Annotated in this window: 14 protein-coding genes; 7 read left to right on the forward strand and 7 right to left on the reverse strand. The window is 44.4% G+C overall.

Annotation, left to right across the window (positions count from 1 at the left end; genetic code table 11):
• A partial coding sequence (locus IM319_RS09870; protein ID WP_287735473.1) for a zinc ribbon domain-containing protein occupies positions 1 to 296 on the forward strand: 296 nt, incomplete at its 5' end.
• Positions 297 to 339: 43 nt separating this feature from the next.
• Here IM319_RS09870 and prfB read toward each other — a convergent pair.
• The 4 genes from prfB to IM319_RS09890 all read right to left on the reverse strand — a co-directional run bounded on the left by prfB (position 340) and on the right by IM319_RS09890 (position 3587).
• Positions 340 to 1465 (reverse strand): peptide chain release factor 2 gene (gene prfB / locus IM319_RS09875; RefSeq protein WP_287735474.1). Its coding sequence is split into 2 segments (ribosomal slippage): positions 340 to 1392 and positions 1394 to 1465, totalling 1125 coding nucleotides; the frame shifts between segments, so codons are not numbered across the junction.
• 243 nt (positions 1466 to 1708) lie between these two features.
• Positions 1709 to 2821 (reverse strand): DUF3747 domain-containing protein, encoded by a 1113-nt coding sequence (locus IM319_RS09880; RefSeq protein ID WP_287735475.1) that lies wholly within the window; start codon positions 2819 to 2821, stop codon positions 1709 to 1711.
• A 203-nt stretch (positions 2822 to 3024) separates the two neighbouring features.
• Positions 3025 to 3324, reverse strand: coding sequence for a type II toxin-antitoxin system RelE/ParE family toxin (locus IM319_RS09885; RefSeq protein ID WP_287735476.1), 300 nt, complete (start codon positions 3322 to 3324; stop codon positions 3025 to 3027).
• 2 nt (positions 3325 to 3326) lie between these two features.
• Complete coding sequence (locus IM319_RS09890; protein ID WP_287735477.1) at positions 3327 to 3587, reverse strand: ribbon-helix-helix domain-containing protein; 261 nt, start codon at positions 3585 to 3587, stop codon at positions 3327 to 3329.
• Positions 3588 to 3758: 171 nt separating this feature from the next.
• On the opposite strand from IM319_RS09890, the gene murD reads away from it, so the two are divergent.
• From murD to mdh, 4 genes are all read left to right on the forward strand, one after another.
• Positions 3759 to 5108 carry a UDP-N-acetylmuramoyl-L-alanine--D-glutamate ligase gene (murD, locus tag IM319_RS09895; RefSeq protein ID WP_287735478.1) on the forward strand — a complete coding sequence of 450 codons (1350 nt, stop codon included), beginning with the start codon at positions 3759 to 3761 and terminating at the stop codon, positions 5106 to 5108.
• Positions 5109 to 5302: 194 nt separating this feature from the next.
• Positions 5303 to 7954, forward strand: a complete 2652-nt coding sequence (locus IM319_RS09900) for a glycoside hydrolase family 10 protein (protein WP_287735479.1) — start codon at positions 5303 to 5305, stop codon at positions 7952 to 7954.
• A gap of 403 nt (positions 7955 to 8357) precedes the next feature.
• Complete coding sequence (locus tag IM319_RS09905) at positions 8358 to 8573, forward strand: NAD(P)H-quinone oxidoreductase subunit O (RefSeq protein WP_045361132.1); 216 nt, start codon at positions 8358 to 8360, stop codon at positions 8571 to 8573.
• Positions 8574 to 8599: 26 nt separating this feature from the next.
• The gene (gene mdh, locus IM319_RS09910; RefSeq protein WP_286824088.1) at positions 8600 to 9577 is read left to right on the forward strand and encodes a malate dehydrogenase; all 978 of its coding nucleotides are present in this window, start codon (positions 8600 to 8602) and stop codon (positions 9575 to 9577) included.
• Here mdh and IM319_RS09915 read toward each other — a convergent pair whose 3' ends face one another.
• The 3 genes from IM319_RS09915 to psaM all read right to left on the reverse strand — a co-directional run bounded on the left by IM319_RS09915 (position 9578) and on the right by psaM (position 11640).
• Positions 9578 to 10705 carry a THUMP domain-containing class I SAM-dependent RNA methyltransferase gene (locus IM319_RS09915; RefSeq protein WP_287735480.1) on the reverse strand — a complete coding sequence of 376 codons (1128 nt, stop codon included), beginning with the start codon at positions 10703 to 10705 and terminating at the stop codon, positions 9578 to 9580.
• Positions 10706 to 11034: 329 nt separating this feature from the next.
• Entirely contained in the window at positions 11035 to 11385 is a 351-nt protein-coding gene (locus IM319_RS09920; RefSeq protein WP_286824095.1) for a hypothetical protein, read from the reverse strand.
• Positions 11386 to 11547: 162 nt separating this feature from the next.
• A complete protein-coding gene (gene psaM / locus IM319_RS09925; protein WP_012264462.1) occupies positions 11548 to 11640 on the reverse strand; it encodes a photosystem I reaction center subunit XII in 93 nt (30 codons plus the stop codon).
• A gap of 189 nt (positions 11641 to 11829) precedes the next feature.
• Between psaM and IM319_RS09930 the strand changes: the two genes are divergently transcribed.
• Together IM319_RS09930 and IM319_RS09935 are read left to right on the forward strand one after the other, a co-directional pair.
• Positions 11830 to 12549, forward strand: coding sequence for a TerC family protein (locus IM319_RS09930; protein WP_286824103.1), 720 nt, complete (start codon positions 11830 to 11832; stop codon positions 12547 to 12549).
• Positions 12550 to 12584: 35 nt separating this feature from the next.
• The coding region (locus tag IM319_RS09935) for a DCC1-like thiol-disulfide oxidoreductase family protein (protein WP_287735481.1) at positions 12585 to 12905 on the forward strand (321 nt) is incomplete at its 3' end.

Below are 12905 nucleotides of genomic sequence, written 5' to 3' on the forward strand. Positions count from 1 at the left end.
CCTTGTTGGTTAAGGTTTTTAGATTTATTCAGCCAACCCTAGATAGATGGTTTTCTAGTTCTAAAAGGTGTAGTAATTGCGGGTATATTGCTGAGAAAATGCCGTTAAATGTTCGAGAATGGGACTGTCCAGACTGTGGGACACACCATGACCGAGATATTAACGCTAGTAAAAACATTTTGGCCGCAGGACTTGCGGTGTCAGTCCGGTTCGCGACCATAAGACCAGAACAGAGTAAATCTGTTAAGGTAGGTGCGGAACCCCGCAAGGGAAAGAAGCAGAAACCTAAATCGTGAGGTTTGGGAATCACCGTCCGTTTACGGCGGTGAGGATGTCAACTTAGGAATCAGTATAACCTGCACTGTTCCCCCCCAAACGTAAATAGGCTTCAATAAAGCTATCTAAATCCCCATTCATTACCCCGGTAACATCGGTGGTTTCCACATTACTGCGGAGATCCTTAACCAATTGATAGGGATGAAAAACATAGTTACGGATTTGATTCCCCCAAGCGGCCTCCACCATATCGCCGCGAATTTCAGCGATCGCTTGAGCCTGTTGTTCCCGAGCAATAATTAACAATTTCGCTTTTAATAAAGCTAGGGCTTTTTCTTTATTTTGTAATTGCGATCGCTCTTGGGTACAACGCACAGCGATACCTGTGGGAAGATGAACTACCCGCACAGCAGTTTCCACTTTATTAACATTTTGGCCACCTTTTCCCCCCGATCTAGTGGTGGTAATTTCTAAATCTTTATCGGGAATTTCTACCTTCACCGCATCATCGCCCAAAATTGGCATCACTTCCACCCCGGCGAAACTGGTTTGACGTTTACCATTAGCATTAAAAGGGGAAATTCTTACTAACCGATGGGTGCCTTTTTCTCCTTTCAGATAACCGTAAGCATAAGTTCCGGCAATCTCAATTGTCACTGATTTAATTCCCGCTTCATCTCCTTCTGATATTTCCGCTAAAGTGACTTTATATCCCTGTTTCTCGGCCCAGCGAGAATACATTCTCAGGAGCATTTCTGTCCAATCCTGGGCATCGGTTCCCCCGGCCCCCGCATTAATCGTTAAAACCGCTCCTTTTGCGTCGTAGGGACCATTTAAAAGCTGTTGCAATTCCCAGCGATCGAGGTCATGCTGTAAATGAGTTAAATTGTCCGTTGCTTCTTCTAGTAAAGTTCGATCGGATTCTAATTCTAATAACTCGATAATTGCCTTGGTATCTTCTAATTGTCCACACCAACTTTGATAGGTTTCTAAAGAAGATTTACATTCATTTAGTTCTTGCAGGGTTTTTTGAGCAGTATCGGTATTATCCCAAAAAGTGGGGACGGCCGCTACCTGTTCTAAGTCTTTAATTTTAGCTCTTAAAGTGGGTAAGTCAAAGATAGTCCTGGGTTTTACCCAGGCGCGATCCTACTATCTCGATACCTTTTTTTAGTTCCGATATTTCCATGTTTTCAGTTATTAGTTATTAGTTATCAGTTACTCTAGGAGTCAGTCCCGATGAAAAAATTTTCACCCCCACAAATGAAAGAGGTTTCCTTCCCTACACCCTACACCCTCTTTCAAGTCAGGAGGCCGGAGTTGAGAGTTGAGGTTTTAGGGTTTTGGGGTATTAGTTGAAATTCCCCTATCTCCCCATTTCCCCATTTCCCCTATCCACTCTCTGTTCCCCGTTCCGCAGTTCCAGCGTTCACTAAAATGGTACGATCGATCCGCGCAGGGGGGCAAGACTTTGTAAAGCGTTTTCAGCCTTATCGCGACTACTAAAGGCGCCTATTTGCCAGACAGAACGACCTTTGTAGGAAGTGGGGAAAGCGTCGGGATAGAGAGAACGAACCCTAGTGCGATCGCTCTCGGTTTTAGCTTCGATTACTACTTTAAAACCTTGGCGACTACTATTGCTCATATTACCACTACTGGGATTAGCGGCAGCCCGATTAAAAGTGATTACGTCTGATAAACTTCTGGGATTGCCTAGGTTGCGCGGTGGCGGTGGTGGTACAATTGCATTATTATTCTGGGAATTGGGAGGAGTCAGGGGGGGTAAATTAGGGTTAACTGGGGACGGTGGGGTAAAATTTGGCTCTGGCACTGGATTACTGACCACTGGCTGAGGATTGCTCTCTACTGCTGTTTCTGCAGCGGTAAAGGTATATTCTCGCACTTCGGGATTGGCAGAAGGATTAACAGGTGTTTCTGCTTTGACGGATTCTCTGGGGAGAGAATAACTATTACCCGCGAGTAATTCCGGGGGAGGACTGAAACTGGGACTATCGGCAGTTAGATAGATATGACTGAGATTTTGACCGGCTAGACTACGTTTAGTAAAGCGCCAGCCATCGATGAGATAAATTTGCATTAAACCGGTCCCTAAACCTTTTGTCCGTCCAATAATTACCTCCGATTGCCTGGGATTGCGGGGGGTTCCCACAAGGACTAATTCCCCGTTGCGTTGTACGATACGCAGCAGGTATTCTAAACCGTAATCTTTGCCCTGAATGCGAAGGGAATAACCGTTACTGTCGGTGGCCCGTTCACAACTGCCAGTAAAATCGAAATCGAGCAAGAGAGGCTGAACAATGGTCGGTTCTGTGCCATTTACCGCCCAACATTGGCGTTTACCCGGGATTTGTTGCAAAATCAGTAAATCGTATTTACCGTTACCGTAGGGTCGGGCAATAGCGATAAAATCCTCTTGATTAACTTCTTGTTGTTCAAAGAGAGTTGCTTGACTCGGTGTAGTCAGGAGACAACCCCCCAGAAGTGAAAACAGTAGGGTAAATTTTAAGGATGATTTTAGATTCATAAATAGGGAGCGTTGTTATAGAGATTGTACTTGCATTTATTTTATCGATCTAGACGCAAGGGAGAGAATTTTGTTTTCCTAGGGGAAATAGTTTTATAATTCAGTCGTCGGCCGTCAGCCGTCAGCCATCAGCTAGGAAAGGCAATCATACCAATTGAAAGGTCTTGGAGTCTGCTCAATTCTGCTGGATTTTTGCTAGGGATTTATTTTATCTCGGAGAATAAAGCTTCTAAGTCTTGACGACCGCTAACTATTCTTAAAATCTCTACTGTGTCATCAATAACTCGATAGAAAATAATATATCCATCTAAAGGCAACCCTCTCAAGGACGGTCTAATATGACTGTAACTACGTCCTAAATTGGGAAATTGTGCTAATTGTTGACACTTTTGGGAAAATTTTATCAATAGTTTTTCCCCAGCTTCCACGTTTACCGCTAAAAAATAATCAGCAATCTTGTTTAAATCTTGACTGGCTGATGGGGCAATAATATAACGATTCATGATTAGGGTTTACGCTCTTTCTGAAATTTTTCTAGAATATTGTTGATAACTGTTTCTCCGTCTAATCCTTCCCCATTGTCTAATTCAGCTACAGCAATATCAATTTGATGACCAGTTTCTTCTCGCCATTGTAAATAATCTTCATTGATGTTGGACAGCAAGTGTAAAGCGGTATCTATGAGCTGCTCTACATTATCAAATCTGCCACTTTTTAACTGTTCTTCGATAAATTTTTCTTGATTGGGTTTTAGTTGAATATTCATACTAATTTTTGTCAGTTCAAGGACTAAATTATAAGCATTCTATTTTATTATACTGCAAGGAGCAGACAGAATAGACTAAGAGTATCGCTGATCTAGGGGCAGAAATAAGGTCACAATCCACAGTAGGATAGAGATTGCTAAAAATTGACCCTTGAATAGAGTGGCAACAAGATGGCGACAGCGGCGATTATTGGATTGGGAAGATCGGGAATAGCGGCAGCAAGATGCTTAAAACGGGATGGTTGGCAGGTGACATTAAGCGATCGCTCTGATTCTCCCAGTTTACAAGCAACCAAAACCAATCTGGAAAGGGAAGGAATTATTGTCAATCTTGGTCAAAATCTCAGTCTAGAGGCTTCGGACTTGCCTAATCTTATCGTGGTTAGCCCCGGGGTGCCTTGGGATGCCCCGATTTTAATTACTGCCAGAGAAAAAGGCATCGATACGATCGGAGAATTAGAATTAGCTTGGCGTTATCTGCAATCTTCCCCTTGGTTGGGTATTACGGGAACTAACGGCAAAACCACCACCACCGCCCTCTGTGCCGCTATTTTTCAAAAAGCAGGGTTAAATGCTCCTTCCTGCGGTAATATCGGCTATGCGGCCTGTGAATTGCCTTTAAAAGCCGATAAATACGATTGGATTATTGCGGAGATCAGTAGTTATCAGATCGAGTCCAGTCGGGATTTATCGCCGAAAATCGGCATCTGGACAACTTTTACCCCCGATCACCTCAGTCGTCATCAAACCCTCGAAAATTATTATCAGATTAAAGCCTCTTTACTGCAAAGAAGCGATCGCCAAATCCTCAACGGTGATGATCCCTATCTGCGTCAAATCGGTGTTAGTCAATGGCAACAAGCTTATTGGACTTCTGTGAAGGGTAAAGAGGCGCTTTTGGGCGATCCTAGTCGTGGTGTTTATCTGCAAGATAACTGGATCGTGGCTTTTGGGGAATTAATTGCCCCGGTTAATCTGCTGAAAATGGTGGGTAGTCACAATCAGCAGAATTTGCTTATGGCTGTGGCCGCCGCTAGATTGGCAGGAATCGAGAAAAAAGCCATTACTGAAGCGATCGCCACTTTCCCTGGGGTTGCCCATCGTCTAGAGTATGTTTGTACGTATAAAGGCCTAGACTTTATTAATGATAGTAAAGCAACTAACTACGATGCGGCCGCAGTGGGCTTACAATCCGTCCCGAATCCGGCGATTTTAATCGCGGGGGGAGAAGCGAAAGCAGGGGATGATCGGGCTTGGATCGCTGAAATTAAGGCAAAAGTCGCCACCGTGCTGCTTATTGGTGACGCTGCCGCCGATTTTGCCCGTCGTTTACAGTCGGCAGGTTATCAAGATTATGAATGTGTAGAAACGATGGACAGGGCAGTTCAACGCGCGGCTGAACTAGGACTGGCAAAAGAGGCTAAAGTGGTGTTATTATCGCCCGCTTGCGCTAGTTTTGACCAATACCAAAGTTTTGAACATCGCGGCGATCACTTTCGGCAATTGTCCTTACAGTTGTAGGGGGATGGGGATAGGGGAGTGGGGAAGTGAGGAGATGGGGGAAGTGGGGAATTTCAACTAAAACCCCAAAACCCTAACACCCTAAAACCATGTTGCCGACAGCTAAGAGGCAATTTTTGTTCCCAAAGATACTCTTTTTTGGCTAAGTTGGGTAAAATCAGGAGGAGTTAACTAAAAAAAATAAGAGAAAAAACGTGCTGGGATCGTCCTTCCATCTTGATCATCTTTTTAAAAAACCCCTAATTGCCTGTCTTTTCTCCTGTGTGGGTGTCTTGCTGCCGATCCCAGTTTTAGCGACACCGGTGGCAGTGTTAAAAAGTCAAGAAAATGCCAATCAATGGACAGCTATCACTGAGCGTTTGCAAAATGTCGGGGTTAATTACTGCATTCTCCAGAGTAATCAGTGGCAAAGCGACGCGGATTTAAATAAAATTAAGGTTCTAATCATCCCCAACGTCGAGACTATTTCCGGTTTACAAGCTAGTGTCTTGAGTCGTTGGCTTAATCGCGGTGGTAAAATTATTGTCACCGGTCCGGCGGGGAATCTTTCGGAACCTGCTGTGCGTAATCAATTGCGATCGCTATTTGGGGCTTACTGGGCCTATCCTCACTCCCAAGCTTACACCCTGCGGCCGACTAATTTAGGTGAACTGAAAAACCAAAAACCTCTAGCCAGCAGTCTCCTCGGTGGTGTGGTTATCCCCACGGGAGTTAATAGCCAAACCGTTGCCGTCTGGGGGGCGCGCAACAATCCCCCCGCCGTTGTCCTCAATAATAACTCGATCTTTCTCGGTTGGCGCTGGGGCAGCGATGCCGTCGCTAATCTCGCCCTCGATAGTGCTTGGCTAGAAACCGCCCTGCAACGCTACGGCATTAATCGTAGTTCTTCTCATAGCACAATTGCGCCCTATTGTCAAGGAAACTCAACAATAGTTAATAATATTAATAATACCCCAACAGCGATCTCGCGTAGCGAGCGCGTTGCGACCGCACCCCGTCGCCCTCTACCCCAGATTTCAGAAAATCTCCCCAGTGAAACGGCGAGATTAAGTCCGAATACCGAGGCAATTCCCCCCAGAGCAAGTCTAACTCCTCAACAAATTAGCCAGATGACGGCGGAATTGCAGGGATTAATCGGGCGTTATGGGGCGACTCTCTTAGCTTTAGAGGCAAGTAATAGTAATATATCCAATACTGATAAATCCTTAGCACAAGCATTTCATAATCGTGGGAAAAATTCCCCCACCTCAGATACAGCCAGACGATTCCGTTTAGCCCTAGAAAATGCCCAAGGAAGCTTAAATAATTTTCAGAATTTAATTGCCCAGGGGGCCTATACCCAAGCGCGGGAATTTTGGTTACAAGCGCGGCGAAGTCTTTGGGATAATTATCCCACTAATCGACAATTTGCCCAGCCAGAAATACGGGCAATGTGGTTAGATAGAGGCACGATCGTAGAAGCTAAAAATGAGGACGATTTAGCTAAAGTATTCGATCGCATGGCGGAGGCGGGTATTAATGTGGTCTTTTTCGAGACAGTTAATGCTAGTTATACTATTTATCCCAGTCAAGTTGCCCCCGAACAAAACCCTTTAACTAGAGGTTGGGATCCCCTAAAAGTTGCCGTTAAATTAGCCCATGAACGCAATATGGAAATCCACGCCTGGGTGTGGGTTTTTGCGGCGGCTAATCAAGCTCATAATAAAGTATTAGAGCAACCATTAGATTATCTAGGTCCAGTTTTATCCCGTAATCCCGATTGGGGGGCAACTAATAAAAGTGGTGGTTCTTTTGATTATAGTCAAGGCACGAAAAAGGCCTTTTTTGATCCTGCTAATCCCGATCTACAGAACTATCTTTTATCTCTTTACGAGGAAATTGTCAAGAATTATGATGTGGATGGCTTGCAGTTAGATTATATTCGCTATCCCTTCCAGAATCAAAGTTCTAATCAAACCTATGGTTATGGTAAATCCAGCCGTTGGTTATTTAAACAAATGACAGGAGTTGATCCAATTACTTTAAATCCCCGGGGTGCTTTATGGGAACAATGGACTAGCTTTAAAATCCGTCAGGTTGATACTTTTGTCTCGCAGGTTTCTACTCGCTTAAAACAGATTCGCCCCCAGTTAAAAATGTCGGCGGCGGTGTTTCCCATGGAACAAAAAGAACGATTATATCGTATTCAACAAAACTGGGAAGAATGGGGACAAAATCAATGGATAGACCTGATATTTTTAATGACTTATGCTCTCGATACAGGGACTTTAGAAGAGAAAACCCAGTCTTTATTTGATCGCAAAATTGCAGGAAATGCTCTGATTATACCCGGTATCCGTCTGTTAAAAGTACCCGATCAAGTCATGATCGATCAACTACAATTTATTCGCAATCTTCCCACTTCGGGATTCGCTCTTTTTGCCACAGAAAATCTCAATCCCAACTTGCAAACAATTCTTAATCGCATTCAGGGATCGATGATTACGAAAAAAACCGAACCTTTACCCCACCGTCAACCCTTTAAAACGGCAGCAGCGCGGTTTAATTCCTTGCGTCAAGAGTGGAGTTTTTTAATCACGAATAACTTATTAGCAATGGAGGAGGGAACCTTAAAAACTTGGGGGCAAGAAGTGGACGAAATGGCTAATTTATTAGAACAATTAGCTAATAATCCCAGCCCTCGTAATTTGACTTTAACTCAAAATGCTTTAAAGCGATTTAGCTATAAATTTAAATCTGTGATGTCCAGACAAAAAGATTTATCTGCCTATCAAATACAGGTCTGGGAAAATCGCCTCGCAACCCTACAAAGTCTCTTAAGTTATGGTCAAATGGTTGAGTTTTAATTAGGATTTACTGAAAAAGTTTTTCGGTGGGGGTTGGGGGTTGGGGGTTGGGGGTTGGGGGATGGGTTTTACCGATTTTCAGGTGGTCAACTACCTAATTTTCAGGGAAAAAGTACCTGAATTTTCCCCCTGATCACTCCCAGACCTGGTACTTTTTGATTGACAAAAAGTCTAAAAGTCTTACCCAACAAGGTTTTTAGATTTATTCAGCAGACCCTAATTAGGATTTACTGAAAAAGTTTGTCGGTGGAGTCAGTATTCAGGAGATTATTTTTATTTATTCTCCCCAATCCCCACACCCCACACCCCTATCTCCCCACACCCCACACCCTCTTGTCAGAGGCCCGCCCGAATATGTAACAATTTATGGGAGAAACCCCCAAGCAAATTTAACGAGAAAAACATGGCAGCTACAATTAAGAAAGGAGCTTTAGTCCGCGTGGTGACGGGAAACCTAGAAAATAGCCTCGAAGCCCTAGCCAGCGATCGCCGTTTACCCAGTTATATGTTCAACTCGACAGCAGAAGTCTTGGATATAAAAGATGATTATGCTTTGATTAAATTCTATGTTCCTACCCCCAGTGTGTGGCTAAAGCTCGAACAACTGGAACCCGCCTGATGAGGATATTGCCTCATCCATAAATCATGGTTGACTTCTACGATACACTCCTCCCCTGTCAATCGCCCCGAGTCTCGGTTATTGGTGCTGGTAACGTCGGACGCACCCTGGCCCAACGCATCGCCGAAAAAAACCTCGCCGATGTGGTTCTCCTCGATATCGTCAATGGTTTACCCCAGGGTATTGCCCTAGATTTGATGGAAGCCCAGGGCATAGAACGGCACGACAGCGAGATTATCGGCACTAATAACTACGAAGACACGGCAGGCTCCGATATTGTCGTGATTACGGCTGGATTAGCCAGAAAACCGGGCATGAGTCGCGATGATCTCATGAATGTCAATGCTAAAATTGTCGTTGAGGCCGCCACTAAATGCCTCAAGTATTCGACCGGAGCCATTTTTATCGTCATCACCAATCCCCTTGATGTGATGACCTATCTAGTCTGGCAAGCGACGGGTTTACCCCCCCAAAGAGTGATGGGAATGGCGGGGGTCCTCGATTCTTCCCGTTTACAAACCTTTATCGCCATGGAATTGGGGATTAGTACCGCCGACGTTCATGCCATGGTCTTGGGTGGTCACGGTGATTTAATGTTGCCCCTACCCCGTTACTGTACCGTCAGTGGTGTGCCGATTACCGAATTAATGGACGAGATAACAATTAACCGTCTAGTGGAGAGAACTCGCAACGCTGGGGCTGAAATCGTCAAATTACTGCAAACTGGCGGCGCTTATTACGCCCCTGCTTCCTCTGCCTGTACCATGGTCGAGACGATATTGAGAAATCAATCCCGTTTACTGCCGGCGGCAGCCTATCTTAAGGGTGAATACGGCCTACAGGATGTCTATCTGGGGGTTCCCTGTCGCTTAGGCTGTCGGGGGGTGGAAAGTATTCTGGAAGTGCGTTTGACCGATGCTGAACGTCTGGATTTACACAATTCTGCTGCCTCAGTTCGTCAAAATGTTCATTTAGCTCTTGACAGTCTCAAGGTTTTGGTGTAGTTAATACAACTCATATTTTAAGAGGGTACAGGGCAAAGAACCGTTATACAAGGGAGTGCGACGGGAAGAACGCAGACCGATTTGTTTAGTCAGTTCTTTGTTTCCCGATAAAATATAGGCTGTCCAACCCTTAAACCTCTGTTTTAAGACATCACCGAAGGATTTATATAAAGAGCCTAATTCTTCGGTATTGCCCAATCTTTTGCCGTAAGGGGGATTACAGAGAATAATCCCTCGATCGCTCGCCGGTTCTAAGTCGGTGATGCTTTGCAAGCTAAAATTAATATGGTCCTGCACTTGACAAAAATAGGCATTATCCTCGGCCTGATGCAAAACCTCATAATCGGCATCACTAGCATAAATTGGCGCATTTAGCTGAAATTTTTGTTTTTCTTTAGCTCCCTTAACCAAAGATTGCCATAAATCCGGTTGATAGTCTGGCCATTTCTGAAATCCGAACTGGGAACGAGATAAACCGGGGGCAATATTTAAAGCTTTTAACGTCGCTTCGATGACAATGGTTCCCGAACCACAGAAAGGGTCCAAAAGCGCCATATCATCCTGCCATGCCGATAATTCTACCAAAGCAGCGGCGAGACTTTCTTTTAGGGGTGCGACTCCCATGGCCTGATGATACCCGCGACGATGTAAACTGTGGCCAGAACTATCTAAACTAAGCACACAGCGATTTTTCTCGATATGAGCGTTAATTTGCAGGTCGGGGTTTTCTGTATCCACAAAAGAACGTGGATTCCCCTGTTGACGCTGTTGGTCGATAATAGCGTTTTTGATGCTTAAAGCGGTGTAATGGGTGTGATTGAGGCGATCGTTCGTTCCCGTACATTGTACCGCTAAAGTTTCCTCACTGGTGAGATAATCTCGCCAATCAATGGCTTGAATGCCATCATACAGTTCCTCCCCATCCCCACAGGGAATTTCGGCAATGGGAACCAAAACCCGAAAAATAATTCTTGACCAAAGATTGACTCGATAGAGTAGGGCCAGATCTCCCTGAAAATGGACTCCCGTGAATACGGGTTTAACTTCTTTGGCCTCCAGGAATTCTAATTCCCTAGCGGCAATTTCTTCTAGTCCCCTAGCGGTAGTAGCAAAATAGGATCGAGTCATATCAGTAATCAGTTATCAGTTATCAGTAATCAGTAATCAGTAATCAGTTTTTAGTGACTAGCGCCGGTCGTTGGTAGCTTGAAATCAGAAAAATTTTAATTTTTATCCCCTTGTAAATTCCTATCTCATTGGCTTTTTCTGGCGTTGCTGAATCAAGGTATGAATGACAACCTTGCACCCATCCAAAAGTTAGTTTGGGTCTAGGTTTTAAAAATCCCACAAAAGAAGATTCATATCTCAAATCAGCAACGCCTTTTTTCGTTGTGAACAACCAGCATCGGCAAAATACCCAAATAATCTGCTCAAAAACGCATTTATCTCGATCAATTCTACTGAGAAACCCAAAAAATGCGTCTTTGATTAGGATCCCGTCGGGAACTTTGTTCACCCATGACTTGCCGCGCTTGACTAGGATCAAAACTACGACTAAATTGATCCCGCAGTTGATTAACGCGTTCCTCCTTTTCTTGGGCCGCCAAACGCACTTCTTCTAATTTTGCCTGTTGGATCTGTTGGTAGGGTAGCAAACGAGCGATCGCAAAAACTGCCGTGATGGAAAGAGCGCTATAGGCAATAATTCGCAGCCAAATCTCGATAACTTGCCAGTTTTGGGATTTATTGCCGCTTTTTGGCTTTTTTTGTGGTTTTTTGTCGGTTTGGTTTCCTGTTCGTGCGGTCATAGATTTACGAGTATCAGTAAAATCGGTCAGAAAAATGGCTAATTACTTTCAATTTACACCCAATCACTGATAACTGATAACTGATGACCGATAACCGAAAAAACCCCAATCGGTCTATCCTATAGCTAGGTCAGACGGGATCAGGGTTTATTGAAAGCGATTTTACTTATAAAGTTCCGTCGCTAGACGAAAAGCCAAAATCCCGGGGATTAAAGCAATTACCAGAGCGACTAAAACTTGAGTATCAGAAAGCATTGCTGATTATCTCCTCATAAAGATATTTATCCAATACTTTCCGACATCATCGGGGTTCTCTGCATCATTTCGTTACAAGAATTCATATCTCCCCACTCCGATGACGGTTATCTCCCCTAGAAAAGAAAGTTGTAAAAGCGTTAAGCTGAGGTATCGCCATCATTACATTTATTTTTACCTGCGGCCTCAATGTTAGACTCGCTCCTTGATTCATCTCTAACCCTTAGTCTAAAAACCCCGTTAATTCTGTTGGTTCTCATTGCCCTAGAAGCGGTATTATCAGCAGATAACGCCATTGCTCTCGCTTCCATAGCACAGGGATTAGGAGATCATCAGCGTCAACGTCAGGCCTTGAATATTGGCTTAGTTTTCGCCTATATTCTCCGTATGATCTTGATTCTTACCGCCACCTGGGTGGTTAAATACTGGCAGTTTGAACTTTTGGGAGCAGTATATTTGCTCTGGTTAGTCTTTAATTACTTTGCCTCCCCTGAAGACAAGGATCACACCCATCATAGTCTCAAGTTTCAGTCTCTCTGGCAAGCTATCCCCCTAATTGCCGTTACTGATTTAGCTTTTTCCCTCGATAGTGTCACCACTTCCATCGCCGTGGCCGATGATACTTGGTTAATCCTGCTTGGTGGTACGATCGGAGTAGTTACCCTGCGCTTTATGGCCGGTTTATTTATTCGCTGGTTAGAGGAATACACCCACCTAGAAGACGCTGGTTTTGTCACCGTCGGTTTGGTGGGTTTAAGATTGCTGTTGCGGGTGATTAGTCCCGATTTTGTGCCGCCAGAATGGATTATGATTAGTTTAATTGCTATCCTCTTTGCTTGGGGTTTCTCAAAACGCAACGATCGAGAACCCATAGAGAGTGATACCATCCAATCTGATAAATTGCCTTGACAATCCCCCACTGAAAAGAAAATCCCTAGAAGATCATGTCATCTTTACCGACTCCATCTGCTGATACCTTAGAAAATTCTACTCGATCGCCCTCTTGGAAAATTAAACTTCTCTACGATGGAGAATGTCCCCTCTGCTTGCGCGAGGTCAATTTTCTGCAAAAACGGGATGCTGGGAGAGGATTAGTTGCTTTTGTCGATATTGCCGCCGAAAACTTTGACATCCTCGCCGCCGTAAAACGGACGGCGATTCCTCACCACGCCACCTTTTTAGAATGGTCGCTGAATGGGGTTGACGCTTCACGGGATGCTGCTTCTTTAACAGAAGTCTTACGCTTTCCTCTACGTCCGTTTAAA

It is taken from the genome of Microcystis sp. M113S1, assembly GCF_020246945.1.
Taxonomy (GTDB): domain Bacteria; phylum Cyanobacteriota; class Cyanobacteriia; order Cyanobacteriales; family Microcystaceae; genus Microcystis.